This is a genomic window from Sphingopyxis sp. LC81, from assembly GCF_000756375.1.
In the GTDB taxonomy this organism is placed as follows: Bacteria; Pseudomonadota; Alphaproteobacteria; order Sphingomonadales; family Sphingomonadaceae; genus Sphingopyxis.
The window spans coordinates 59,363-84,936 of sequence record NZ_JNFD01000036.1; the positions used below are offsets into that span (position 1 = coordinate 59,363).

The 25,574-nt window shown below is 65.3% G+C and carries 19 protein-coding genes and 1 tRNA gene; 17 read left to right on the forward strand and 3 right to left on the reverse strand.

Going from position 1 to position 25,574, the window contains the following annotated elements; genetic code table 11:
• The 16 genes from FG91_RS17550 (at window position 1) to FG91_RS17625 (ending at window position 16,023) form a co-directional block, all read left to right on the forward strand.
• Window positions 1-1,026, forward strand: a complete 1,026-nt coding sequence (locus FG91_RS17550) for a P-loop NTPase (protein ID WP_037517664.1) — start codon at window positions 1-3, stop codon at window positions 1,024-1,026.
• The gene (locus tag FG91_RS17555; RefSeq protein WP_037517546.1) at window positions 1,026-2,738 is read left to right on the forward strand and encodes a hypothetical protein; all 1,713 of its coding nucleotides are present in this window, start codon (window positions 1,026-1,028) and stop codon (window positions 2,736-2,738) included. Before FG91_RS17550 ends, FG91_RS17555 begins: the two co-directional genes overlap by 1 nt.
• Window positions 2,739-2,760: 22 nt before the next feature.
• Complete coding sequence (locus FG91_RS17560) at window positions 2,761-4,044, forward strand: XrtA/PEP-CTERM system-associated ATPase (protein ID WP_037517548.1); 1,284 nt, start codon at window positions 2,761-2,763, stop codon at window positions 4,042-4,044.
• Between the two features lie 45 nt (window positions 4,045-4,089).
• On the forward strand, window positions 4,090-4,950 hold the full coding sequence (locus FG91_RS17565) for an XrtA system polysaccharide deacetylase (RefSeq protein ID WP_037517551.1): 861 nt from the start codon (window positions 4,090-4,092) through the stop codon (window positions 4,948-4,950).
• Complete coding sequence (locus FG91_RS17570; RefSeq protein WP_235212085.1) at window positions 4,932-6,005, forward strand: FemAB family XrtA/PEP-CTERM system-associated protein; 1,074 nt, start codon at window positions 4,932-4,934, stop codon at window positions 6,003-6,005. Before FG91_RS17565 ends, FG91_RS17570 begins: the two co-directional genes overlap by 19 nt.
• Window positions 6,005-7,210: a TIGR03087 family PEP-CTERM/XrtA system glycosyltransferase gene (locus tag FG91_RS17575; protein WP_037517555.1), complete on the forward strand. Its 1,206-nt coding sequence runs from the start codon at window positions 6,005-6,007 to the stop codon at window positions 7,208-7,210. The genes FG91_RS17570 and FG91_RS17575 overlap by 1 nt, the downstream gene beginning before the upstream one ends.
• Complete coding sequence (gene xrtA / locus FG91_RS17580) at window positions 7,207-8,685, forward strand: exosortase A (RefSeq protein ID WP_052187835.1); 1,479 nt, start codon at window positions 7,207-7,209, stop codon at window positions 8,683-8,685. The genes FG91_RS17575 and xrtA overlap by 4 nt, the downstream gene beginning before the upstream one ends.
• 13 nt (window positions 8,686-8,698) lie before the next feature.
• Complete coding sequence (locus FG91_RS17585; protein ID WP_037517558.1) at window positions 8,699-10,594, forward strand: XrtA/PEP-CTERM system amidotransferase; 1,896 nt, start codon at window positions 8,699-8,701, stop codon at window positions 10,592-10,594.
• Window positions 10,595-10,671: 77 nt separating this feature from the next.
• Window positions 10,672-11,856 (forward strand): GNAT family N-acetyltransferase, encoded by a 1,185-nt coding sequence (locus FG91_RS17590; protein ID WP_037517560.1) that lies wholly within the window; start codon window positions 10,672-10,674, stop codon window positions 11,854-11,856.
• On the forward strand, window positions 11,853-12,719 hold the full coding sequence (locus FG91_RS17595) for a cupin-like domain-containing protein (RefSeq protein ID WP_037517562.1): 867 nt from the start codon (window positions 11,853-11,855) through the stop codon (window positions 12,717-12,719). Before FG91_RS17590 ends, FG91_RS17595 begins: the two co-directional genes overlap by 4 nt.
• Window positions 12,720-12,802: 83 nt before the next feature.
• Window positions 12,803-13,021, forward strand: a complete 219-nt coding sequence (gene infA, locus FG91_RS17600) for a translation initiation factor IF-1 (RefSeq protein ID WP_010162480.1) — start codon at window positions 12,803-12,805, stop codon at window positions 13,019-13,021.
• 20 nt (window positions 13,022-13,041) lie between these two features.
• Window positions 13,042-13,608 (forward strand): Maf family protein, encoded by a 567-nt coding sequence (locus FG91_RS17605; protein ID WP_037517673.1) that lies wholly within the window; start codon window positions 13,042-13,044, stop codon window positions 13,606-13,608.
• The gene (locus tag FG91_RS17610) at window positions 13,601-14,584 is read left to right on the forward strand and encodes a ribonuclease (protein WP_037517564.1); all 984 of its coding nucleotides are present in this window, start codon (window positions 13,601-13,603) and stop codon (window positions 14,582-14,584) included. The genes FG91_RS17605 and FG91_RS17610 overlap by 8 nt, the downstream gene beginning before the upstream one ends.
• Window positions 14,574-14,768 (forward strand): DNA gyrase inhibitor YacG, encoded by a 195-nt coding sequence (locus tag FG91_RS17615; RefSeq protein ID WP_037517566.1) that lies wholly within the window; start codon window positions 14,574-14,576, stop codon window positions 14,766-14,768. Before FG91_RS17610 ends, FG91_RS17615 begins: the two co-directional genes overlap by 11 nt.
• Before the next feature lie 95 nt (window positions 14,769-14,863).
• Window positions 14,864-14,939: transfer RNA gene (locus tag FG91_RS17620), tRNA-Phe, on the forward strand.
• Window positions 14,940-15,102: 163 nt separating this feature from the next.
• On the forward strand, window positions 15,103-16,023 hold the full coding sequence (locus FG91_RS17625; RefSeq protein ID WP_152568168.1) for a hypothetical protein: 921 nt from the start codon (window positions 15,103-15,105) through the stop codon (window positions 16,021-16,023).
• On the opposite strand, the gene FG91_RS17630 is transcribed toward FG91_RS17625, so the two are convergent.
• Window positions 16,020-17,540: a lipopolysaccharide biosynthesis protein gene (locus tag FG91_RS17630; RefSeq protein ID WP_052187837.1), complete on the reverse strand. Its 1,521-nt coding sequence runs from the start codon at window positions 17,538-17,540 to the stop codon at window positions 16,020-16,022. The genes FG91_RS17625 and FG91_RS17630 overlap by 4 nt on opposite strands.
• 48 nt (window positions 17,541-17,588) lie before the next feature.
• The gene (locus FG91_RS17635; RefSeq protein ID WP_052187839.1) at window positions 17,589-19,310 is read right to left on the reverse strand and encodes a sulfatase-like hydrolase/transferase; all 1,722 of its coding nucleotides are present in this window, start codon (window positions 19,308-19,310) and stop codon (window positions 17,589-17,591) included.
• A 264-nt stretch (window positions 19,311-19,574) separates the two neighbouring features.
• Between FG91_RS17635 and FG91_RS17640 the strand changes: the two genes are divergently transcribed.
• Complete coding sequence (locus FG91_RS17640) at window positions 19,575-22,229, forward strand: TonB-dependent receptor (RefSeq protein ID WP_037517568.1); 2,655 nt, start codon at window positions 19,575-19,577, stop codon at window positions 22,227-22,229.
• Between the two features lie 115 nt (window positions 22,230-22,344).
• On the opposite strand, the gene FG91_RS17645 is transcribed toward FG91_RS17640, so the two are convergent.
• Complete coding sequence (locus tag FG91_RS17645) at window positions 22,345-25,332, reverse strand: TonB-dependent receptor (RefSeq protein ID WP_037517570.1); 2,988 nt, start codon at window positions 25,330-25,332, stop codon at window positions 22,345-22,347.
• Between the last annotated feature and the right edge of the window lie 242 nt (window positions 25,333-25,574).

Here is a 25,574-nt window from a genome sequence, read left to right on the forward strand (position 1 = left end):
ATGAACGACCAACGCAAAGTCAAGCGCCCGCCCTCGCTCCTCGAACGCGCGGCCGACATGTTCGGTCTCGATCCCGCGGCCAATGCGCCGACGATCGACGTCTCGAAGCTGCCGCCCGAAGCGCCCAAAAAGGCGAAGACGGCCAAGCAGGAACCCGCCGCGGAAGCGCCGCAGCCTGAAATCCTCGATCCCGTCGTCGAGGCGGCACTCGCTGTCGAGGCCGCGCCCGCCGCGCCCAAGCCGTCGCCGCGCAAGGACGTCGCCAAGGCCGCGCCCGCCGTCGTCCCGACGCGGCAGGGAACGATCGACCGCGCGCGCCTCGCCTCGCGCGGCATGATCGTGCCCGGCACCCCGGTGACCGGCATTTCCGAAGAATATCGCATCGTGAAGCGCGAGCTGATCCGCAATTTCGGCGGCAGCGGCAATCGCCCGATCCTGCCGCGCGGCCACCGCGTGCTGATCGCGTCGGCGAACCCGGGTGAGGGCAAGACCTTCTCGGCGGTCAACCTCGCGCTCAGCCTCGCGGTCGAGGCCGATCACGACGTGCTGCTGATCGACGCCGACATCGCGAAGCCGAGCGTGCTCGAAGCGCTCGGGCTCGACGACGGCCCCGGCCTGATGGACGCGCTCGCCGATCCGCACCTGCCGCTCGGCGACTGCCTGATCCAGACCGACATTCCCGGCCTGAAAGTCATGCCCACAGGCACCGGGCATATGCACGACACCGAACTCCTCGCGTCGGCGCGGACCGAGGCTTTGCTCGCGCAGCTCGAACAGGGCGCGCCGGGCCGCATCCTCATCATCGATTCGCCGCCGGTGCTCGCGGCGTCGCCCGCGGCGGTGCTCGCGGGGCATGTCGGGCAGACGATCATGGTCGTACGCGCCGACGAAACGCTCGAATCGGCGCTGCGCGACGCGATCGGCCTGATGGGCGCGTGTCCGCACATCCAGCTGCTCCTCAACGGGGTCAAATTCTCGCCGGGCGGCCGCCGCTTCGGCACTTATTACGGACAGGGAGGCGCGTGATGCGCACGGCGACCACCATGCGTCATGGGGCGACGCTGGCGGCCCTCTTGCTCGCCGGGACGGCGACGGGCGCGCACGCCCAATTTTCGGGCGATCCCGGAACGGGCAGCGGCAACGCGCCCGCGGCCGGCGCGCCCGCATCCGAAGGCCGTGCGGCGAAGCGCGCCGAAGGGCGCCGGTCGCAGCGGCAGGTCGACGTCAGCCCCTATCTCGAAATCGGCCAGGTCTTGACCGCCGACCTCAAGAACGGCGGCGATGTCCTCACCTATACGAACCTTGCGGTCGGCATCGACGCGTCGATCGTGACGAACCGCGCCGAACTCGCGGGCACGCTGCGCTACGAACATAATATCGGATGGAATGGCGGCCTCGGCGATTCGGACACGATCAGCGGCCTCGCCCGCGGACGGATCGAGGCCGCGCGCGGCCTCAATCTCGAAGGCGGCGCGCTCGCCACCCGCTCGCGCGCCGACGGGCAGGGCGCCGCGAGCGGTCTGTTGATCGGCGACGCCAGCAACGTCGCGAACCTCTATTCGCTCTATGCTGGCCCGACCTTCGCGCGCCGCATCGCCGGGCTCGACGTCGGCGCCGGCTATCGCTTTGGCTATACCAAGGTCGATGTGGACCAGCCCCCGATCCTCTCGCCGGGCGCGCAGCCGCAGGATATTTTCGACAGCTCGACGAACCATGTCGCATGGGCCAGCGTCGGCGCGCGGCCGGGCGACCTGCCGTTCGGATGGCAGGTGTCGGGCGGGTACGAGCGCGAGGATGCGAGCCAGCTCGACCAGCGCTACGAGGGTAAATATGCCCGCGCCGATGTGACGGTGCCGATCGGCCCGACCGTCGCGCTGCTCGGCGGCGTCGGTTACGAGGATATCGAGATCGGCCAGCGCAATCCGGTGGTCGACGCCAATGGCGTCCCGGTGCGCGATGCCAGCGGCCGCTTCATCACCGACAAATCGACCCCGCGCCAGCTTTCGTTCGATACCGACGGGCTGATCTGGGACGCCGGCGTGATGTGGCAGCCGAGCCGCCGCACATCGCTTACGGCAAGAGTCGGCCGCCGCTATGGCGATACCATCTACACCGGCAGCTTCACCTATCGCGCCGATCATGCGACCTCGATCCAGGTCGGCGTCTATGACGGGCTGTCGAGCTTCGGCCGCGGCCTGTCGGGCGGGCTTGCCGCGCTGCCGACGCAATTCGACCCGATCCGCAATCCGATCAGCGGCGACATCAATCCGTGCGTCTTCGGCCAGCAGGGCGGCGGCTGCCTCAGCAACCAGCTCGGCAACGCGACCTCGGCGCAATATCGCAGCCGCGGCGTGCAGGCGACTTTGTCGTCGCGCTTCGCCGGCTGGAGCTACGGCGTCGGCCTCGGTTACGACCGGCGTAAGCTGCTCGCGCCCTTGCTGTCGCCGATCGGCAGCCTCAACGGCATCAAGGACGAGAATTATTATCTCTTCGTCTCGGCGGCGCGTCAGCTCGACGTCGATTCGGACCTCTCGCTGTCGGGTTACGTCAATTATTTCGACAATGGCGCGCCGGGCGCCAGCGACGTCCAGTCGGCCGGCCTGACCACATCCTATTCGCGGCGCTTCTGGCGCGGCCTCACGGGGACCGCGGCGGCCAGCCTCAACGCCTTCGACCAAGAAGGCTTCAACAGTCAGCTTATCGGTTCAGCTTTGGTGGGACTTCGTTACAACTTCTGACCAAGCAACGGGAATTTTTGCGATGTACGATCAGTTCTATGGTTTCACCGGGCGTCCGTTCCAGCTGACGCCAGACCCGCATTTCTATTTCGAAAGCGGCACCCACCGCAAAGCGATGTCCTACCTGGGTTACGGCCTTGCGCAGGGTGAAGGCTTCATCGTCATCACCGGCGACGTCGGCGCGGGCAAGACGACGCTCGTCGGCCATCTGATGAACACGATCGACGCCAATCGCCTGACCGCGGTCAAGCTGGTGTCGACGCAGGTCGAGGGTGACGATCTTCTCCGCCTCGTCGCCGAACAGTTCGGCATCGAGTGGGAAGGGCAGAGCAAGGCCGAACTGCTGCGCTCGATGGAGCAATATCTGCGCGAACAGGCGCGCGCCGGCCGCCGCACGCTGTTGATCGTCGACGAGGGGCAGAACCTCGCGATCTCGGCGCTCGAAGAGCTGCGCATGCTGTCGAATTTCCAGCTCGGCGGCCATTCGTTGCTGCAGATCTTCCTGCTCGGCCAGCCCGAATTCCGCCAGACCTTGTTCCATTCGCCGGCGCTCGAACAGCTGCGCCAGCGGGTGATCGCGACGCACCACCTCGATCCGATGGAACCCGAAGAAGTCGAACCCTATATCCTCCACCGTCTCGGCAAGGTCGGCTGGACGGGCAACCCCAGCTTCAGCCCCGACGCGTTCGAGGAAATCTTCGACTATAGCGAGGGCGTGCCGCGCAAGCTCAACGTCCTCGTCAGCCGCCTGCTGCTCTACGGCGCGGTCGAGCAGATGAACCGCATCACCGCGCAGAATGTGCGTTCGGTCGTCGCCGAGATCGAGGCCGATCGCGGCATCGACGCGACGACACTCGCGCCGCTGCCCGTCGAAGAGGTTGTTGCCGCCGCCGCCGCCGCCGTGGCACCGACTCCCGCACCCTTCGCCGTTCCGACGCCCGCGAATGAAGCGCCGCTCGAATGGCCGCAGCGCGCCGCCGAGCCCGCCGCCGATGGACGTCCGCCCTTCGCCGCGCCCGCCGAACCGGCGCGCGTTGTCCCGCTGACCCCGCCGAAGCCGGTGGAGCCCGAGGCCGAGGTTCTGGAGCTCGCGCCCGAGGCCGCGGCCGAAGCACCCGCTCCGGCGGCACCCGCGATCGACCCCGAACATCTTGCGGCGCTCGAAGGGCAGATCGCCTCGCTCGAGGCGCGGCTCGTCGAACAGGATGCCGCGCTGCGCCGCGTGCTCGACCTGTTGATCGAATGGGTCGAGCGCGATCCGGACAATGCACCCAACCCGCAGAATTCGCGGACCTGGGCTGCCTGACAACCCGGCCAAAATCGGCTATCCCGCTGATGAAGGTGAGGAAAAATGCAGAACGGCCTGTCGGTCGATGTCGAGGACTGGTTTCAGGTCGGCGCCTTTGAGCGCACGATCGACCGCGCCGACTGGCCGACGCTCGAATGCCGGGTCGAGGCGAATTGCGACGCGGTGCTGCAGATTTTTGCCGATGCGGGCGCCAAGGGCACCTTTTTCACCCTGGGCTGGGTGGCCGAACGCTATCCCGCGCTGATCAGGCGCATCGTCGCGGCGGGGCACGAACTTGCCAGCCACGGCTATGACCATAAGCGCGTGTTCAACATGACCGCCGACGAATTCGCCGCCGACCTGAAGCAGACACAGGCGATCCTTGAAGACCTCGGCGGGGTCGCCGTGCGCGGCTATCGTGCACCAAGCTTTTCGGTCGATACGCGCACGCCATGGGCGCATGCCGTGCTCGCCGAACAGGGCTATGCCTATTCGTCGAGCGTCGCGCCCGTCGTCCACGACCATTATGGCTGGCCGCAAAGCCCGCGCCATGCGTGGCGCCCGCTTCCCGATAGCGACCTCGTCGAATGGCCGGTCACGACCGCGCGCTTTGCGGGGCGGACATTGGCCGCGGGCGGCGGCGGCTTCATGCGGATGCTGCCCTATCGCTTCACGCGCTGGGCGATCGCGCGGATGAACGAAGAGGGGCATCCGGCGATCCTCTATTTCCACCCATGGGAAATCGATCCCGGCCAGCCGCGCGTCGCCGATGCGCCGATCCGGTCGAAGATCCGCCATTACAGCGGCTTGTCGGCGATGGCCGGCAAGCTCTCGAAATTGCTCGCCGATTTCGAATGGACCCGCGCCGACGCCTTGCTCCCCGCGCAGCAGCAGCGCGCGCAGCCGTGGCGCGCCGCGGCGTGAACGCGCCCGTGTCGATCGACCAAAGCTTCACCGCCGCACCGCTGTCCGACACGGCGGCGTGGGACGCCTATGTCGCCGCGCACCCGGACGCGACGCCCTTCCACACCCGCGCATGGTGCGAGGCGATCACCAAAGCCACCGGCCACCGCTGCCACCTCGTCACCGCGCGCGATGCGGGCGGCAAGCTGACCGGCCTCCTGCCGCTCCACCACATCCGCTCGCCCCTGTTCGGTCAGGCGCTCGTCGCCAGCGGCTTCGCGGTGGGCGGCGGCATCCTCGCCGACAATCAAGCCGTGGCGGCAACGCTCGCGCAGGGCGCGGCCGACATGGCGCGCTCACTCGGCGTCCCGTCGGTCGAACTGCGCGGCGGCCCGCTGCCCGAGGGCTGGCAGGTCGAGGAAGGCACCTACGCCGGCTTCGCCCGCGACCTCGCCGCCGACGACGACGCCGAACTCCTCGCCATCCCGCGCAAGCAGCGCGCCGAGGTCCGCAAGGCCCTCGAAAGCGGTCTCACCGTCACCACCGGCCGCTCCGAACAGGACCGCCGCGACCATTATCGCATCTACGCGACGAGCGTCCGCAACCTCGGCACCCCCGTTTTTCCTAAATCATTGTTTTCATGTGTTATTGAAGCCTTCGGCGACGACGCCGACATCCTCAATGTGCGCAACGATCGTGAAGTTGTCGCCAGCGTCCTCAGCCTATACTGGCGCGGCACGGTGATGCCCTATTGGGGCGGCGGCACCACCGACGCCCGCCGCCTCCGCGCCAACGAACTCATGTACTTCGCCCTCATGCGCCATGCCCGCGAACGCGGCTGCACCCGCTTCGATTTCGGCCGCTCAAAGCTCGGCACCGGCCCCTTCGCCTACAAGAAGAACTGGGGCTTCGAACCGCAACCGCTCGTCTACGCCCGCTGGCTCGCGCGGGGCGAAGCGCCGCGCGACACCAATCCGAACAGCGCCAAATACCGGTTTCAGGTCGATCTCTGGAAGAAGCTGCCTTTATGGGCGGCGAACCGAATCGGCCCGCTGATCGCCCGCGGACTCGGCTAGTGGCCGAAATCCTGTTCCTCGTTCACCGCGCGCCCTGGCCCCCCGACCGCGGCGACCGGATCCGCAGCTGGAACATGTTCGAAGCGCTGGCGAAGCTGGCGCCGGTGCATGTTGCGGCACTTGCCGACAATGCAGAGGATGCCGAGACTGCCCGCGCAAAGATGGCGCCGCTTTGCAAGAGCCTGACGATCGAAGTGCGCAAAGCTTCGCGCCCTGTCGCATTGGCGCAGGCCGTCCTGCTCGGCGAGCCGGTGTCGAACCATTTGTTCCGCAGCGCCGCGTTGTCCCGCCAAGTCGACAACCTCGTCGGGCGGGGCGGCATCACCCATATCGTCGTCTTCTCGGGCCAGATGGCGCAATATCTGCCCGCCCGGTTCGATGGCCCGGTGCTGATGGATTTCGTCGACGTCGATTCCGCCAAATTCGCTACCTACGCCGAACAGGACAAGCGGCAGCCGCTGAACTGGGTGCATGCGCGCGAGGCCCGCATTCTGGGCGCTTATGAGTCGGAAGTGGCGCGCCGCGTCGACACCAGCCTGTTCGTGAGCGAAGCCGAGGCGGCCCTGTTTCGCAAGCACAGCGAGCTTGGCGACGGCAAGGTGCGTGCTGTCGAGAATGGCATCGACACCGACCGGTTCGACCCGGCGATCGAGCTCGACGCGGTCGGGGCGGGCGATGGGCCGCTTGCCGTCTTCACCGGTCAGATGGACTACCGCCCCAATATCGACGCGGTTCGCTGGTTCGCGGCCGACATCCTACCGCTGATTCGTGGGCGCCACCCGCAGGCCCGCTTTGCGATCGTCGGCCGCGCGCCGACCGACGAGGTGCACTCGCTTGAAAAATTGCCCGGCGTGACGGTCACCGGCGAGGTGCCCGACGTGCGGCCGTGGCTCGCCGCCGCCGATACCGTGGTCGCGCCGCTGCTGCTCGCGCGGGGGGTGCAGAACAAGCTGCTCGAGGCGATGGCGATGGCGCGGCCCGTGGTGGCAAGCGCCGCCGCCGCAACAGGAATCGATGCGACGCCGGGCGAACATCTGCTCGTCGCCGACGATGCGGCCGCGATGGCCGATGCCGTGTGCTCGCTCTTCGACGACCGGTCCGGGGCGACAAAGATGGGGCAGGCGGCGCGCGCGCGGATGATTGCGCGCTATGGCTGGGACGCGCGTCTTGCGCCGCTCGGCGAATTGCTGGGACTGCCCGCATGACGCTGTGGCAACGCCATCTTGCTGTGCTCGCCTTCTTGTCCGCGGCGATCTTCGCGATCTTCTGGCGCGAAGCCGCCGACGTGGCGGGTATCTGGTGGAACAGTTCGACCTTTACCCATTGTCTGCTGATCGTGCCGATGATCGGGTGGCTGGTGTCGCAGCGTATCGAGCTACTGCGGCAGCTGACGCCGGTCTATTGGTGGCCTGCGCTGATATGGATGGCCGGCGCGGGGCTAGTCTGGCTGGTCGGTGAAGCCGCGGGCGTCGGCTTGTTCCGCCAACTCGGCCTTGTCCTGATGTTACAGGGCGCAGTCGCGGTAACGCTCGGCGAAAAGCTCGTGCGCGCTTTGCTCTTCCCACTCGGCTATGCGCTGCTGCTGGTGCCGTTCGGCGAAGAACTTGTGCCGCTGCTCCAGACGCTGACCGCGCATATGAGCATGGTCCTGCTCCACCTGTCGGGCATTCGTGCCGAGATGGAGGGTGTCTTCATCACCACACCGGCGGGCTTTTTCGAGGTCGCCGAAGCCTGCTCGGGGGTCAATTTCCTGATCGCGATGCTCGCTTTTGCGGTGTTCGCGGCGCATCTCTGCTTCCGCAGCTGGACGCGGCGGATCGTCTTTGTCGTGGCCGCGCTCGCGACGACGATCCTCGCCAATGCGCTGCGCGCTTACGGCACGATGGTCGCGGCGGAAATCTGGGGGATTGAGGCGGCGGGCGGGATCGACCATATCTTCTACGGCTGGTTCTTCTTCGCCGCCGTGATCCTGCTCGTCATGCTCGTCGCGCGTCGCTGGTTCGACCGGCCGGCGAATGACGCCGCGGTCGATGTGCGCGGACTGGGCGGGGTGCCGCGTTTTACCGGGCCGGCGAAAGCGGTGCTGCCCGCCGCGCTCGCGGTTCCGCTGCTTTTTGCCGGTTGGGGGACGCTGGTCGGCGGACGCAGCACACCCTTGCCCGAGACAATGACGGTCGAAGCGCCGCCGGGCTGGGGCGACGCGCGCGCCGAAACCATGGAATGGCAGCCGCGCTTCGATGGCGCCGATCAACGGCTGATCCGCCATTTCTCTAACGACAAAGGGCAGATGGTGACCGTCGCGGTCGGAGGGTACGAGCACCAGGCTGAGGGCCGCGAAGTCGTCGCCTTCGGGCAAGGCGCGATCGACCCCGACAGCAAATGGGCATGGAGCGCCTCGCTGCCCGCGGTCGAGGGCGCAAAGACCGAGCGGCTGCTTCATCCCGGCCCGGTGCTGCGCGATGCGGCGACCTGGTATGTCGTCGATGGCAAGGTGACCGGCGATCCGCGCCGCGCAAAGCTTGCGGGCCTCAAGGCGCGGCTACTCGGCGGCGATCCGCGCGCACTGTCGCTGATCATATCGAGCGAAGAACGGAACGGCGGCCGCAATGCGATAGAGGATTTCCTTTCCGCGTCGGGCGGAGCCAAGGCAATGGCTGACCGCGCGCTGAAAACGCGTTAAGAGCGGTTCCTATATGTGTGGGATCGCCGGCATCTATCATCTGGAAACGGCGAAACCGGTCGATCCGGCGCGCCTGCGCGCGATGCTCCAGCCGATGCAGCATCGCGGCCCCGACGGATCGGGCGAGTGGACCGCGCCCGGGGTCGGGCTCGGCCATTTGCGCCTCTCGATCATCGACATCGCGGGCAGCCCGCAACCGATGGCGAGCGACGACGAGATCGTCACGCTGACCTACAATGGCGAAATCTATAATTTCCGCGAGCTGCGCGCCGAGCTGGAGGATCGCGGCCACCGTTTCCGTACCAGCGGCGATACCGAGGTCATCATTGCGGCGTGGCGCCAATGGGGGCCCGATTGCCTGTCGCGGCTCAATGGCATGTTCGCCTTTGCGATCCACGATCATCAGCGCGGGTGCTTGTTCCTTGCGCGCGACCGGCTGGGCGTAAAGCCGCTCCATCATGTGCGCCTGTCGGACGGATCGGTGGCGTTCGCGTCGGAACTGAAAGGGCTGCTGCGCAATCCGCTGCTCAGGCAGGAAGCCAATCTGACCGCGATCGAGGACTTCCTCGCCTTCGGTTATGTCCCTGACGACAATTGCATCGTCGCGGGCGTCGAGAAGCTGCCCGCCGGCCATTATCTGATGCTCGAACGTGGCAAACCGGTGCCCAGACCGACGCGCTGGTGGGCGCCCGATTTCTCGAAGCGCGTCCGCGCCAGCGAGGGCGAGGCGACCGAGCATCTCGTCCATCTGATGCGCGCCGCGGTGACCGACCGCATGGTGTCCGACGTTCCGCTCGGCGCCTTCCTGTCGGGCGGGGTCGATAGCAGCGCGGTCGTCGCGCTGATGGCCGAGGCGAGCGCGAAGGCGATCAAGACCTGCACGATCGGGTTCGACCAGGCGGCGCTCGACGAAACCCAATATGCCCAACAGATAGCCGAACGCTTCGCGACCGATCATCGCACGCGCACCGTGTCGTCGGGCGACTTCACGCTCGTCGACAAGATCGCCGACCAGTTCGACGAACCCTTTGCCGATGCGAGCGCATTGCCGACCTATCGCGTCTGCGAGCTCGCACGCGAAGAGGTGACGGTGGCCTTGTCGGGCGACGGTGCTGACGAAGCCTTCGCGGGATACCGCCGTCTGGTGTTCCAGCATCAGGAAGAGAAGCTGCGCGGACTGATCCCGGGCTTCCTGCGCCGCGGCGTGCTCGGGCCATTGTCGCATGTGTGGCCGCAGTTGGATTGGGCGCCGCGCCCGCTGCGCGCGCGCGCGACGCTCGCCAGCCTGTCGAAAAGCGGCGCGGAGGGCTATGCCGAAGCGGTCGGGGTGACTGGGCAGGCGCAGCGCTCGCGGCTGTTCAACGATGCCGCGCACCATGTGCTCGGCGATCATGTCGCCGAGACGCGATACTGGAAGGCGATGGCCGAGGCGCCCGCGCGCGAGCCGCTCGACCGCGCGCAATATGCCGATCTCCAGATATGGCTCCCCGGCGACATCCTGACCAAGACCGACCGGATGAGCATGGCGGTCAGCCTTGAGGCGCGCGAGCCGTTGCTCGATTACCGGCTGATCGAATTCGCCGCGAGCCTGCCCGCATCGATGCGCGTCAAGCGCGGGACGGGCAAGGCGATCATGAAGCAGGCGATGGAACGCTATCTGCCGCACGACATCCTCTATCGGCCCAAGATGGGGTTTGTGACGCCGGTGTCGCACTGGTTTCGAGGGCCGCTTGTCGAGGCCGCGAAGGGGTTGGCGACCTCGTCGACGCTCGCGCGCTCGGGCTGGTTCGACATGGCCGAAATCGAACGCATCGTCGCGGCGCACCAATCGGGGCGGCGCGATCATGGACGGCTGATCTGGCAATTCTTCATGCTGGAAAAGTCACTGGCCAAACTGTTCGGGATCTGATTCTTCCTCCTTGGAAGGGAGGAGGATTAGATGATTTGCCACCCATCCTTAACGCTTGGCTGCTAGGCTCGCTGCCGATGACGGTCCATCCTGCCTTTCCGACAAGCGCCGCCGAAGCCGCGCCGCTCACCGTGCGCGTTGTCGATCCGCTGGCGCTGTCATCCGACCTTGCCGCGCAGTGGGACCGGTTGGCCGACGAGGCAAGCGAGCCCAATCCCTTTGCCGAGCGCTGGTGCCTGCAATCGGCGCTGCACCTGCTCGATCCCGACCGACACGCGCGGCTGGTGCTCGTGCAAGGCGGCAGCGACGGGCCGCTGATCGGCATCATGCCGCTCGCCTCCGCCGCGCACTATGGCCGCGTGCCGCTGCGGCATGTCACGGGCTGGGCGCACCACAATCATTTCCACGGCGCTCCGCTGGTGCGCGCGGGTTTCGAAAATTTGTTCTGGTCGATCCTGCTCGCGTGGTGCGATGCTGCGCCGTGGGCGCGCACGCTGCTGCATGTGCCGCGGCTGACCGAGGACGGCCCGCTCCACCGCGCGCTCGTCGATGTCGCGCGGATGCGCGGCGGCTTGGCCGAAGTCGTGCACCGCGAGGAACGCGCACTGCTCGAAAGCAATCTGTCGCCCGAGGAATATTGGGATGCCGCGGTGCGCGCAAAGAAGCGCAAGGAATTGCGGCGGCAGGCGAACCGGCTGGCAGAGCAGGGCGTAGTGGAATTTCGCCGGTGGCGGCCGGGCGAGGCGATCGATCCGTGGGTTGATGCCTTCCTCGACCTCGAAGCGCGGGGCTGGAAGGGACGCGCCAAATCGGCGCTCGCGAGCCAGAGCGACACGCAGGCATGGTTTCGCGCGATCCTCATTGCGGCGGGCGATGCGGGCCGGCTCGACATGCGCGCGCTCGACCTCGGCGGCCATCCGCTCGCAATGCTCGTCAACTTCCTTTGCCCGCCGGGCGGCTTCTCATTCAAGACCGCGTTCGACGAGGATTATGCCCGTTTCTCGCCCGGCGTACTGCTGCAACAGGCGAACCTCGACCTGCTGGGCGACCCGCAAATCGACTGGGTCGATAGCTGTGCCGCGCCCGGCCATCCGATGATCGACAGCGTCTGGCGCGAACGCCGGGCGCTGGTGTGGGTCAATGTTCCGTTGGCGGCGACGACCGACCGACTCCGCTTCGCCATGCTGACGAAGACCGAGCGCCTCTGGCGGCGCTGGAAGGGTGCCGCGGCGCCCGAAAATGAAGCAGGAAGCCCATCATGACCGCGCACCAGCCAATCACTCGTCCGGTGTTCCCCGCCGAAACGCTCGAACGGATGGCCGCGCTCTATCCGCTGCAGGCGGGGCTGCTGCATCATCATCTGCCCGACCACCCCTTGCTCTCGCTCGAAGCGCTGGCGCAGCTCGGCGAAAGCCTGCCCGCAAGCGAGGTCGAATATAATCCGGGCAATGTCCCGATTGGCATCCGCCCTGAAGATATCCCCTCGAACGGCCTGTCAATCGGCGAGACGATCCGCACGATCGACAGCAACGGCAGCTGGGCGGTGCTCAAGAATATCGAGAATGTCGAAGCGTATCGCGCGCTGCTGATGGACCTGCTCAGCGAACTGGAACCCGTGGTCGAACCGCGCACCGGCGCGATGCTGACGCCGCAGGGTTTCATCTTCATCTCGTCGCCGGGGTCGATCACGCCCTTCCACTTCGATCCCGAGCATAATATCCTGCTCCAGCTCAGGGGCACGAAGGTGATGAACGTCTGGCCGTCGGGCGACGAACGTTTCGCGCACCGCCGCGAGCATGAACGTTACCACACTGGCGGCCACCGCAACCTGCCTTGGCAGGACGAATATCACGACGATGCGCAGCAGGTGCCGCTCGGCCCCGGCGACGCGGTGTTGATGCCCGTGATGGCGCCGCATTTCGTCGCCAATGGCGATGCGCCGTCGATCTCGCTGTCGATCACCTGGCGCAGCGAGTGGAGCTATCGCGAGTCCGAGGCGCACGCCGCCAATGCGACGCTGCGCCGCATGGGGCTCGACCCCGCGATGCCGCCGCGCTGGCCGAGCTATGCGTGGATGAAAACAATCGGCTGGCGCATCGCGCGCAGGCTCAAACTCGTGTCCTGAAACCGCCTGTGACAGATTGCTTTCAATTGGCACAAATTGGCGTTATGGGCCCGCATCCTTGATTTCGAGCCCATAGAGGACTGATGGCGAAAGAAGAACTTCTGGAAATGCGCGGCCAAGTGGTCGAACTGCTGCCCAACGCGATGTTTCGCGTCAAACTGGAAAATGACCACGAGATTCTGGGTCACACCGCCGGCAAGATGCGCAAGAACCGAATCCGCGTTCTGGTGGGCGACGAAGTGCTCGTCGAACTCACCCCCTATGACCTGACCAAGGGTCGGATCACCTATCGCTTCAAGTGAGCGGCGCGGCGAACTTTCCCGTGCTGGTGCTTGCTTCGACATCGCCGCGCCGGCGCGAATTGCTGGCGCGGATCGGCCTTGTGCCGGCGCGCATCGCCGCGCCTGAAATCGACGAGACTCCGCTGAAGGCCGAGCTGCCGCGTGATTATGTCGCGCGGCTTGCGAAGGGCAAGGCGCTCGCGGTCGAACGCGCGCCGGACGAGGTCGTGCTCGCGGGCGATACCACTGTCGCGGTGGGCCGCCGCATCCTCGAAAAGCCCTCCGACGAGACCGATCTGCGCCGGATGCTCGGGCTGCTGTCGGGGCGGCGACACCATGTCTATTCGGGGATTTGCGTTGTCGGGACCGACGGCAAGGCGCGTGTGCGCGTCGTCGATACGGTCGTTGCGTTCAAGGCGCTGAGCGCCGCCGAGATCGACCGCTATGTCGAATCGGGCGAAGGCATGGGCAAGGCCGGCGGCTATGCGATCCAGGGCCGCGCCGAAACCTTTGTCCGTTTCCTGTCGGGCAGCCATTCAAACGTCGTCGGCCTGCCATTGTTCGAAACGCGCGCACTGCTGACCAGCGCCGGAATCGCGCTTGGCTGAGTGGCTCTACGAAGCCGGAATCGGCGAAGCGCGCGCGGCGCTGGTCGAGGATGGCGCGATCGTCGAAGCCCGGATCGAGCGTGACCATGAAGGACCGCCCGTCGGCACCGTGCAACATGCCCGGCTGATCGAGGCTGGGAAAAAGCCGCTGTCCATGCTCGACGGGCCTGGCGAACAGCTTGTCTCGCTCGCCAGATTGCCACCGGGCATCCCGATCGGTTCGCAGTTAAAGGTAGAAATCACGCGCGCGGCGCTGATGGAGCGCGGCCGCGACAAGCTCGGGCGCGTGAAGATCGCCGATCCCGACGCGGCGGTGGGCCCCGGCCCCGACTTGCGCGCACGGATCGCGGCGACGGGGGTGAAGGTCGTCGATCTCGGGGCACCGGGACCCGACCGGTTGGAAGAAGCGGGCTGGTCGGAGATCGTCGGCCATGTGCAAGCCGGCCATTGGCCGTTCGGCGACGGCGCGCTGTGGGTCGACGCGACGCCGGCGATGGTGCTGATCGACATCGACGGCGATGATGACCCGCTGGCGCTGGCCAGAGCGGGCGCGACTGCCGCGGTCAGGGTGATCCGCTGCTGCGACATCACCGGATCGATCGGTATCGATTTTCCGTCGCTGGCAAGCCGGGCCGACCGGCTTGCGATCGATGCGCTGATCGATACGCTTTTGCCGCAGCCCTTTGAGCGCACCGCAGTCAACGGGTTCGGCCTGATGCAGATCATCCGCCGCCGCGTGCGACCCTCCTTGATCGAACAGATTCGGCTCGATCCCGTCGCCACCGACGGCGCGTTGCTGCTGCGGCGGGCGGAACGCGCGGTGGGGGCAGGGGTTTTGAAACTGACCGCGCGCCCTGCGGTGATCGATCATATCGGCCGCCAGCCGCTCTGGATCGAAATGCTGCAAAGACGTACAGGCCGGCCGGTCGAACTGATCGCCGACGCCCAGATCAAAGGAATGGGCCATGCCCAATAAGACATCCGCCAAATCGCAATCCTGCCCGCTGTGCGGCAAGCCGCGCGAGCCCGAATATAAGCCCTTTTGCAGCCGCGGCTGCCGCGATCGCGACTTGCTCACCTGGTTCGGCGAAGGCTATCGCGTGCCCGTCGACCAGGCGCCCGACGGCACTGCCGAGGACGATCGTTTCGACGAAGGCTGACCTCGAAATAGAGCGTCACAAAGCCTCTGGACAGGATGCAAAGCCCTGCCTATAGCCGCCGCTCGCCAGCGCGACCGACCGGTCGTAGCGGCCGTGCCCGGGTAGCTCAGTTGGTAGAGCATGCGATTGAAAATCGCAGTGTCGGCGGTTCGACCCCGTCCCCGGGCACCACTTTCCTCCTCTTCGACTTGCCACGCTCTGCACGCGGATCGCTATCGCCCGCAAGCACCCGGATTTCGCCGGCAAGAAGCGTCCTGAAAGGACGCAAATGCGTGGATTTTCGCCTCTACCAATGGGCTGATGTGCGTGTTACTGCCGCGTGATGAACAGGATCGTGAACAAACTCAACCGGTTGTGGAAGGAGCGCGCGCACCGCGCGGCGGCCAATGCGGTGCTCGATACGCCGCCGATCGTGCCGGCCGATGACGGACTGATCCTGTTTTCCATGATCGGCACGCGGGTGCTGCTCCCCTATCTGGTCGCGGTCAAATCGCTGCACGCGCAGCTTCGCAAAGGGCGCATCGTCATCCTCGACGACGGTACGCTCACCGACGCCGACCGGCAGATATTGGCGGCGCACCTTGGAAATCCGCACATCGTGTCGATCGCGGATATCGATACCGCGCCCTGTCCGCGCGGCCAGGTCTGGGAACGCCTCCTCGCGCTTCTGGACATGCGGGCAGGCGATTATGTGATCCAGCTCGATTCGGACACGGTAACGCTGGGCGACGTGCCGGAGATCGCGGCCGCGATCGTGCAAAATCGCAGCTTCACATTGCGCGGCGATCCCGATTCCGAGTTGTTGTCCTTCGCTGAGATGGCGGCAAAGTCCGATGACGACGAGTTTCTCCACAATCCCGAGGCGCATGTGCAGGGTGCGATCGAATGTGGTCTCGACCGGGTTTCGCTGCCTGCGCTCACAAACCCGCTCTACGTGCGCGGATGTGCGGGTTTTGCCGGTTTCGCGCGTGGCGGCGACGGCCGCGCGCTTGCCGAGGCGTTTTCACGTGAAGCCGAACGATTGCTCGGGGCCGAGCGCTGGACGCGATGGGGCAGCGAACAGGTGACGTCGAACATCGTCATCGCCAACGAACCCGATCCGTTGCTGCTGCCTTACGATCATTATCTCAACTTCTGGGACGAAGGCGTGCCGGCCGACGCACGGTTCGTCCATTTTATCGGCAGCTATCGCTTTAGCGGCAATGCCTATATCGACGCGACGCGTACGGCGATCGCGGCGCTGGGTCGCGCCTAGACGGCGACAACGGGATCGGCCGGCATGCGTCGTCCGCGCACCAGTTCGATCAGATCCCGCACCGTCTCGCGCGCGAACAACGCCAGCCACAGGCAATAGATCGGTCCCCCGGTTGCGATGAGCACCGCCAGCCGCATGGGCTGGGGCAGTGCGGGCAGCATGCGATCGACCAGCGTCACCACCGCCGCCATGGCGGTGCCGGCGAGAACCGGCGGTGCGACCGCGCGCAACAGCTCGCCCGCCCGGATGCCGATCACGGGCAAGCTCCGTACGGCGGCAAAGGCGAGCAGCAACGGATAGGCGATCAGCCAGGCCCATGCGATGCCGATGATTCCCCACTGCGCGCCGGCCAGAAATACGACCGGCATCAGCAGCGCCCCTGCCGCGGCATTGCCCGACGCGATACCCGGGCGGCCGAGCGCGTCGGTTGCGGGCCGAAGCAGGGTGAACAAGGTCCAGAAGGGCATGGCGAGCGCCAACGGCAGCAGCAGTGGCACGATCTCGCGCCATTTTTCGCCGAGCAGCGTGAGTACGAGCGGTTCCGCCACGGCGGCGAGGCCAAAGAAGAACGGCATCGCCGCGACCATGATCGCGCGCGTCGAGCGCGTAAAGCCCGCGGCTAGCGCGGGCCGGTCGTTCTGCATTCGCGAATAGGCGGCAAAGGCCACCTCGTTGAGCGGCGGCACGACCTTGTTGTTGAAGATCTGTGTCAGCAGCAGCGCGGTCGTATAGATGCCGACCAAGTGTGCCTCGAACCAGCGGCCGGCGACCAATATGTCCGCCTGGCTCTGGACGAAGCCGAAAAACTGCGCGACCGCGATCAGCCCGCCATAGCGCGCGATCGAACCCGCGCCGCGGAAGTCAAAGCTGGGCCACATCCAGCTGCGCGCCGCGATCGTCAGGCCCAAGGCCCGCGTCGCGAACATGGCAATCGGTGCCCAGACCAGCGCCCACACGCCCCAGCCGGCCAGCGCGCCGCCGAGCGCCACGCCCGCGCCGATGAGCGCGGAGACGAGGTTGACCTGCGCCTGACGCTGGAATTCCAGCGAGCGTGCGAGCTGCGCATAGGCGAGTGCCGAGAAGGGAATAGTGAGATAGATCAGCGCCTGCACCCGCAGCAGATCGGCGACCATCGGCTGGCGATAATAGGCGGCCGCCAAGGGGGCGCAGGCAATCTGGGCCACCGCGAGCGCGCCGTTGAGCAGCAGCAGCAGCCCGAAAATCTGCCTCAGTTCGTGCGCGGCGACCTCGTCGCGCTGGATTACGGCACTGGCGAGACCATAGCCGTTGAGCAGGTTGAACAGCATCAACATCACTTGAGTGAGCGCGAACAGGCCATAATCTTCGGGCGTCAGGATGCGGATGACGAGGAAGGTGGAGGCCCAGGCGACGATCTGCCCCGCAATCTGCGACCCCGAACGCCAGATCACCGCGCGGCGGATCCGCTGACCGAAGTCGGGTTCGGTTGCGATATCCGGGCCGAGTGCTGTTTCGGGGGGGCTGGAGGGACCTGACATGGCGGCGAGCCTAGCAACTATTCGTTGGCAAAGCATTGCACGCGCGTGTCATCGCGGTGCGGCGCCGTTTTGGCGCACGGCATAATCGCCAACCGGCGGCCGGGCCACCGATGCGCGCTCCACCTTGACCCATATCGGCTTGCGCCCCAGCCGTGCGTTGAAGAGGCTGTTGAACGTCGCCGGATCGGGGGCGGGGGAGTCGAGCGCGTCGCCATATTCGCGGCGCACCGCCGCGCGATCATAGCCCATCGCATTCAGCAGCGTCGGAAAGATGCGATAATGGCTTGAGGCATCGAAATGACGCTTCGCGGCGGCGTCCCAGCGGCCGGGCGCGCCGATGATGGCGAGGGGCACCGCGCCCTCCTCGCCGGCGGGCGACGGGCTGCAATGAGTTGTCGTTCCCGAATCGCCGCGCTCGTGCAGATTCTGTCCGTGATCGGACGTATAGATGATCAGCGCGCCGTCGAGCCGGGTGTCGGCGAACAATCGGTCGAAGAAGCCGCCCACCGTCCATGCGACCGTGTTGCGATAGGCGTTGCGATAGAGGCGCCAGCTTTCGGCACCGCTGTACAGATTTTCGGGAAGCTGGGTTTCGGTCACGACCTGGGATTCGTCGCGCGGCAGTGCGGGGCTGAAGATATGGCCGCTGTCGGGATATTTGTCGGCGACAGGGAAATGCGCGCCCATCTTGTTGACGAGGATGAATTCGCGCCGGTCGTTGCCCAGCGCCGCGATCAGTGCATCCGCCGCCGCCATGTCGCGGTCGACGACGGGTATATCGTCAAACTGGACGATATGATCGATGTGCCGCCGCTCGGTATCGTCCATGCCGTTCTGATAGGCGCCGCCGGTTCGCTGCGCGTCGATGTAGATCGTCGCGAAGCCGGCGTGCTTCGCATAAGCGAAGATCGACGGCATCGTGGCATTGATCCGGTGATAGGCGTCGCGTGTCCCGCCGTAGCGAAGCGTCAGATTGCTTCCGAAACTGCAATTGGCGATCGACGCGGCGAGCCCGAAATTGCTGACGGCGATGCCGGGCGGCGGCGATGTCAGCCCGGATCGCACGCCCGCGGTATCGTTGATGTCGAGGTATCGGCCGGCGATGCTTTCGTCGACGATCAGGATGATGTCGCCCTGTTTCGGCTCCGGGCGATGCGCGATGGTCACCGGTTGGCGCGTCGTCGACGACTGCGTTGCGGCTTCGAATGCCGCGAGCGCCGAATAGGCGGTTCCGACCCAGGCGTTCGGCAGCCCGCGGCCACCTTCGCCCCCGCGCACGAACAGCAGGATGGTTAGCATCGTGAGCCCCGCCAGCGGCGCGAGCGCCGCAGCGAAGTTGGGCAGGGGGCGCCGGGCGCCGGGTTTCAGCCCGACGCCGACAAAGAGGAAGAATGCACCGGCGGCGGCCCATGCGATCGACGCGCCATATTGCGCGACGGCATCGTCGGCGAAGCCTGCCGAATGGACCATGGTGACGAAGGCGTCGTAGCTCATGGCATCGGCCGTGGCATCCTGAAAGCTGCCGACGAAGATTGTGGCGAGCGCAAACACCACGGCCCAGCCCCAGCGCAGCAATGGCCGGCGGATGAAGGCCGCGCCCCACAGGCAAGCGATCAGGCCGCCGTAGAGGCCGGCGTAGAGCAGGAGGGGCGGGGACAGTCCCAGCATGGCGATCCGCGCGGCGATGCCGGGAAGCTCAAAGGCCAGGCCGAATGCCAGCAGCAGTGTTTTGATCAGCGTGTTCGGGCTCGGCCGGGTCTGTGCCCGCATCGCTTGTCCTTCGTCTTCCGGGGCTGAGCTATTTGGCAGATTGCCTAATACACGTTTCGCATTTGACACATAACTGTAACCAACTCGGACGTTCGCCGTAACGTAAACTGTTGCTTTTTAGTCACGAATTCACGGAAAATCGGCCGTTTCGCGCGTGCGCGCGTTGACGCTGCCGGGGCGGGCGTTAGACCGGGTGTTTACCACCGGGCATCTCCCGATAAGCCTTTGGCTGCGCTTCGGTGGGTTTGGAGAGAGAGACTGACCATGACTTTGCGCAACATTCTGTTGGGCGCCACCGTGCTGTGCGCCGCCACCACCCCCGTCTATGCCTTTGCCCAGGATGCCGCGCCGGCCGGCGCCGGAACGACGGCCGATGACACCGATTATGGCAACGACATCATCGTCACCGCCAGCAAGCGTTCGCAGACGCTGCAGGACACGCCGGTCGCGGTCTCGGTGACGTCCGCGGCACAACTTGAAGAATCGCAGATCCGCGACCTCATCGACCTGCAATCGTCGGTCCCCAGCCTGCGCGTCTCGCAGCTCCAGTCGAGCGCCAACACCAATTTCATCATCCGCGGCTTCGGCAACGGTGCGAACAATGCCGGCATCGAACCGTCGGTCGGCGTGTTCATCGACGGCGTCTATCGCTCGCGCTCGGCCGCCCAGATCGGCGATCTTCCGAACGTCGAGCGCATCGAAGTGCTGCGCGGCCCGCAGTCGACTTTGTTCGGCAAGAACGCGTCGGCGGGCGTCATCAGCATCGTCACGCAAAAGCCGCAGTATGAATTCGGCGGCTCGGCCGAAGTTACCTATGGCAATTACAACGCGATCACCGTCAAGGGCGACGTCACCGGCCCGATCAGCGAAACCATCGCCTTCTCGCTCGGCGGCAGCTACAACCGCCGCGACGGCTATGCGCAGGATCTGAAGCTCGACACCGACGTCAACGACCGCAATCGCTGGGGCGTTCGCGGCCAGCTTTTGTTCGAACCGACCGACGCGCTGTCGATCCGCCTGATCGGCGACTATGACAAGATCGACGAAAATTGCTGCATCGCGGGCAATGTCATCGCCGGCCCGACCGTCGCGATCACCAACGCGCTCGCCGGCGGCCCCAGCGTCGATGCGAACGACCCCTTCTCGTACGACGTCTACAACAACTTCCTGTCGTCGAATAAGATCAAGAATTACGGCGGTTCGGCGCAGATCGACTATGACCTCGGCAACCTCGCGCTGACCTCGATCACCGCGTACCGCAAAGTGCAGGCCGACACGAACCAGGATTCGGACTTCACCAGCGCCGACCTGATCGGCGAGAAGAGCGACAATGTCGGCATCGACACCTTTACGCAGGAAGTTCGTCTGACCTCGGACTTCGACGGCCCGCTCAACTTCCTGATCGGCGGCTATTATTTCAACGAAAAGGTCGACCAGCAGAGCGCGATCAAGTTCGGCCAGCACTTCCGCCCCTATGGCGACGCGCTGATCCGGGCGGCGAGCGGCAATGCGCTCAACGTCGGCCTGCTCGAAGGTACGTTCGGCGCGCTCGAAGGCAATCCGGCGAAATATCTCGGCACCTTCTTCCGCGCGGGTAACGGGCTCGACGAAGATTATCAGATGAAGAACGAGGCCTTCTCGATCTTCGGCACCGTCGATTTCGAAGTCACCGATCGCCTGACGCTGACCCTCGGTGGCAACTACACGAAGGACCGCAAGCGCTTCTCGACTGACGTCGTCAGCAGCGATGTCTTCTCGGGCATCAACCTCGACGCCGCCGCATACGCGCCGTTCCGCAACCAGCTGCTCTTCCAGGGCGGTCGGGCGCAGGCCATCGGCACGCAGTTGGGTCTTGGCCGGCCGGCTACGGCGGCTGAAATCGGTGCTTTCGCCGGCGCCAATCCGGCCGCCTTCGCTGCCATTTCCGCGGGCGCGCAGGCGAATGCCAACGCCAATCAGAACAACCCCGCGGCGAACCCGCTCAACGGGTTGAAGGCGTTCCAGTTCCTGCCGCCCTTCCTCAACGTTCCGAACGCGGTCGAAAGCGGCAAGACCAACGACGGCGACTTCTCGTACAGCGTCCGCGCCGCTTATGAGCTCACCGACACGGTCAACATTTATGCGACCTATGCGACGGGCTTCAAGGCGAGCTCGGTCAACCTGTCGCGCGACAGCCGCCCGCTTGCTTCGGATCTTGCGGCGATTACCGCCGCGGGTCTGCGTACCCCGAACCTTGTGGCGGGTTCGCGCTTCGCCAATCCTGAAGAATCGACCGTCTATGAGTTCGGCCTGAAGGGCCAGTGGGACGTTGCGGCGGTGAACGTCGCGGTGTTCAAGCAGTCGATCAAGGGCTTCCAGTCGAACATCTTCACCGGCACCGGCTTTGCGCTCGCGAATGCCGGCAAGCAGTCGACGTTCGGGATCGAGTTCGACGGCTCGGTGCGTCCGGTCGCCGGCCTCAACCTGACGCTCGCGGCGACCTATCTCGACGCCAAATATGACAGCTTCGTCAATTCGGCATTCGGCGACATCTCGGGCAGCACGCCCGCGGGTATCCCCGAACTGTCGCTGTCGCTCGGTGGCACCTATACGCATGAATTCGCGGGCGGGACGAAGGCGATCGCGCACGTCGACTATGCGTATGAAAGCCCGGTTCAGATCGTCGAAGGCATGGGCGGCTTCCCGACGCAGGCGCAAGGGCTGCTGGTCGCGCAAAACCTGAAGCGCGAGGTCAACTCGCTCAACGCGTCGTTCACGATCCGGCTGACCAACGGCATCGACGTGGGCGTGTGGGGCCGCAACCTCACCAACGCGCAATATCTGACGACGGTCTTCCCGGCGGTCGCACAGGCGGGCAGCGTCTCGGGTTACCCGAGCCAGCCGCGCACCTATGGTGGCACCATCCGCTACAAATTCTGATCGTGAGCAGGGCCGGGGGCTCCTCGCTTCCCGGCCATCACACGGAAGATAAAAAGAAACCCCGGCCTCTCGATCGAGAGGCCGGGGTTTTTTTGTTGGCGTTGCCGCCCGTGCTTTAGAATTTCACCCCGGCCGCGATGCCATAGCGGCGCGGTTCGAGGGTGAAGATATTGGTGTAGTTACCCGACGACTGGTCGGTGATGTAGAGGCCCGTGACGCTGTTGGCGTCGAAGATGTTCTGGATGAACCCCCTCACATACCATTTGTCGTCGGCGCCGTTCAGCTGCACCTGGGCGTTGACCTGGGCATAGCCCTTGATCCGGTTCACATTGCCGTTGAAGATGCTGCCATAGCTTTCGCCGGTGTAGGCCATGTCGACGCGCGGGACGAGTGTCATGTCGCCGTCGCCCAGCCGCATCGTATGCTGGATGCCCGCGCTGAACTTATAGTTCGGCGCCTGCGGCAGCTGGTTGCCCTTGATATTGACCGGAACGCCGGCGGAGAAATATTCGATCCCGCCGAACGCGGTCGGATTCAGCCCCGCGGCGGCAAAGGCGCCGGCCGCGGCCGCTTCCATGACCCCGCAAATGCTGAAGGCTCCGGTCGAAGCGATACCGCCGTCGGCCGGGAAAGCGGTGGTCGGCCGAAGGTTCGCGCCCGCCTGTACACCCGGGACGAAGCCGCCGTTGATGACCTGCTGGACCCCGTTCACAAAGGCGTTGACCCCCGCGACATTGCCCGAGCGCGATGCGACGGCGCAGTTGGCGGCGTTGGTGATATCCTTGATGATCACCGCATCGGAGCGGCCGCCGCCAAAGTCGCGCGGGTTGCTCGTGAGTTTGTCTTCGGACACCTTGCTATGCAGGTAGCTGAAGCCGAGGTTGACGACCAGATCGGGGTCGGGGCGAACGATGGCTTCGGCTTCGAAGCCGTAGATGTCGGCGCTGACATTGTCGTTCACCGCGGTACGGGCAACGATCTTGCTGAGCTGCAGATCCTTATACTTATAGTAGAAGGCCGTCAGGTTCAGCTGGAGCGCGCCATTGTCGAAGCTGTTCTTCGACCCGATTTCGAAGGCGTCGACCTGTTCGGGCTTGAACGATTCGGGCACCGCGAAAATCGGCTGGAGCGGCGGGTTGATACCGCCCGATTTGTAACCGCGCGAATAGGAAGCGTAGAGCAGATTGTCGTCGGTTACCTTGAAATCGAGCACCGCGCGGCCCGTTAGCTTGTTGAATTTGACGCTGCGCTCCTGAATGATCTGGTTGCCCGGCGTGCCCGGATCGGCGTCGAATGATCCGACGAACGGCGAACCGAAGACGGTGTCGGTTGTTCCCGCGTGCGGTGCGAGGAAGCTCGCCAGCGTCGAACGCGCCGACACACTCTTCTTGTCGTTGTTGTACCGCAGCCCCGCCGTCAGCTTCAGCCGGTCGCTGAACTCGAAATAAGCTTCGCCGAACAGTCCCCATGACTTGATATTCAGGTCGTCGGTGTTGTTACGGAAGAAGGGTGTGGCAAGGAACGACGGCGGCAGCGGGCCACCGGCGGCCGGCGGGTTGGTCGCCGCCGTGAACGCGCCGAGAACCCCCGTCAGATAATCGATCGGGAAGGCGTTCACATAATAGCTGTTCTCGGTCAGATGGTAATCGGCATAGATCCCGCCGACCAGGAAGTTGAACGGCCCGTCAAGGTCGCTCGACAGGATGCTTTCGACCGACCAGCTGCTGTTATACTGGTTCGACCGGTCGAATTGCAGCGACTGGTCGCTACAGATTTTGTTGCCGCCAAAGCTGCCGTAGCCGCTTTCTTCCGCCAGCGACGTGCAAAGCTGGCCGGTGGGGCCATTGGGGATGATCGCCGCGGCGACGGGCCGGAAATAGGGCGCGAGGCCGGCGCCCAGCGCGCCGTTCGCCGCAGCCTGCAGTGTCGCGAGACCCGTGGCATAGAGCGCGCGGTTGCCGATATTGCTGTTATAGTCCTGCGATGCGTCGAGCTTGACCTTCTGATACTGGCCCGACACCTGCAGCGACACCGGACCGAAATTATGCTCGATCTGGCCCTGCAGCGTCAGTTCGCTGGTGAAATAGCTCGGCGTGTAAGCGGTATTCACCTCGCGGGGATCCGACGGGATCGTCGTGTTGGCATAAACGTCGGGGCCATAAAGGCTGCCGAGCGCAAACGCTTGCGGGATGCCGCGGATCGCCAGGAATTCGCGCGAGGTTAGCGCCGCGGTGAAGGTCGCGTTGCCGTTGAAGGGCGAATTGTCGAGGCGGCTGTTCAAACAGCCAAGGATGCCGGTCGGGTCGCGCTGGCAAAGCTGTTTCTGGATGCGCGTGCGCTTGTCCTTTTCGTGGAAATAGGATGCCAGCAGGTCGATCGTCGTGTCTTCGCTGGGCTCCCAGCGGAACGAGCCGCGGACCGAGTACAAGTCGCGGTCGTCGATGCGCGTGTCGAGGAAGGCGTTCTTCGTATAGCCGTCGCGGTTGAGGTAAATGCCCGCAACGCGAATGCCCATCGTGTCGCCGAGCGGGATGTTGACCATCGCCTTGCCCTTCATGGACTCATAATTTCCATATTCGGCTTCGGCGGCGGCTTCGAATGTTCCCAGTTTCGGCTTGGCGGTGATCACGTTGACCACGCCCGACGTCGCGTTGCGACCGAACAGCGTGCCCTGCGGGCCGCGCAGCACTTCGACGCGTTCGAGGTCGAAGAATTCGGTTTCGAACAGGCGGGTCGAAAACAGCGGGTCGCCGTTCAGGTGGATCGCGGTCGCACTGTCGCAGGTCGTGCCGACGCAAAGGTCGCCGATGCCGCGGATCGTGAAGCTCGCGCCGGTGAAATTGGTCTTGGTGAAGGTGACGTTGGGCAGGGTCAGCTGAAGATCGGACGGCGTCTTGATCTGCTGTGCTTCGAGCGCCTCGGTCGAGAAGGCGCTGACCGCGATCGGCACGTCCTGCAGACGTTCCGACTGGCGCTGCGCCGTGACGACGATTTCGCCGCCGAAAGCATCGCGTTCCACTTCATCCGCCGCGTCCTGCGCAAATGCCGGCGTCGCCACCGTCATCGCAAGGATCGAGGTTCCGATCAGTGCCTTGAACTTCATCTATAGCCTCCCTTTTTCGATCCCGCGCGATGCGGGGCCGCCCAACGTCAAATTGTGGTAAGGGGAGGGGAAGCGACCAGACATGGCAAAGGGCACCGGGCCAGAACGACCATGTGCCCTCGTGAATCCCACTTGCCAGCTGTGCTGGTCATCGTCCTCTCCCACCGGCGTCGGGGAAAAACGCCGGCCTCTCCGGAATACGACCCGCTTGAGCGAGTTCTGTATGACTTAAAGGTGCGCCG

Bases quoted from the DNA above. Each gene is read 5' to 3' on its own strand.
- FG91_RS17640 (WP_037517568.1), top strand. From the start codon at position 19,575: ATGACTTTGCGCAACATTCTGTTGGGCGCCACCGTGCTGTGCGCCGCC.
- FG91_RS17595 (WP_037517562.1), top strand. From the start codon at position 11,853: ATGACCGCGCACCAGCCAATCACTCGTCCGGTGTTCCCCGCCGAAACG.
- FG91_RS17590 (WP_037517560.1), top strand. From the start codon at position 10,672: ATGACGGTCCATCCTGCCTTTCCGACAAGCGCCGCCGAAGCCGCGCCG.
- FG91_RS17550 (WP_037517664.1), top strand. From the start codon at position 1: ATGAACGACCAACGCAAAGTCAAGCGCCCGCCCTCGCTCCTCGAACGC.
- xrtA (WP_052187835.1), top strand. From the start codon at position 7,207: ATGACGCTGTGGCAACGCCATCTTGCTGTGCTCGCCTTCTTGTCCGCG.
- FG91_RS17635 (WP_052187839.1), bottom strand. From the start codon at position 19,310: ATGCGGGCACAGACCCGGCCGAGCCCGAACACGCTGATCAAAACACTG.
- FG91_RS17565 (WP_037517551.1), top strand. From the start codon at position 4,090: ATGCAGAACGGCCTGTCGGTCGATGTCGAGGACTGGTTTCAGGTCGGC.
- FG91_RS17615 (WP_037517566.1), top strand. From the start codon at position 14,574: ATGCCCAATAAGACATCCGCCAAATCGCAATCCTGCCCGCTGTGCGGC.
- FG91_RS17585 (WP_037517558.1), top strand. From the start codon at position 8,699: ATGTGTGGGATCGCCGGCATCTATCATCTGGAAACGGCGAAACCGGTC.
- FG91_RS17645 (WP_037517570.1), bottom strand. From the start codon at position 25,332: ATGAAGTTCAAGGCACTGATCGGAACCTCGATCCTTGCGATGACGGTG.
- FG91_RS17555 (WP_037517546.1), top strand. From the start codon at position 1,026: ATGCGCACGGCGACCACCATGCGTCATGGGGCGACGCTGGCGGCCCTC.
- FG91_RS17560 (WP_037517548.1), top strand. From the start codon at position 2,761: ATGTACGATCAGTTCTATGGTTTCACCGGGCGTCCGTTCCAGCTGACG.
- infA (WP_010162480.1), top strand. From the start codon at position 12,803: ATGGCGAAAGAAGAACTTCTGGAAATGCGCGGCCAAGTGGTCGAACTG.
- FG91_RS17630 (WP_052187837.1), bottom strand. From the start codon at position 17,540: ATGTCAGGTCCCTCCAGCCCCCCCGAAACAGCACTCGGCCCGGATATC.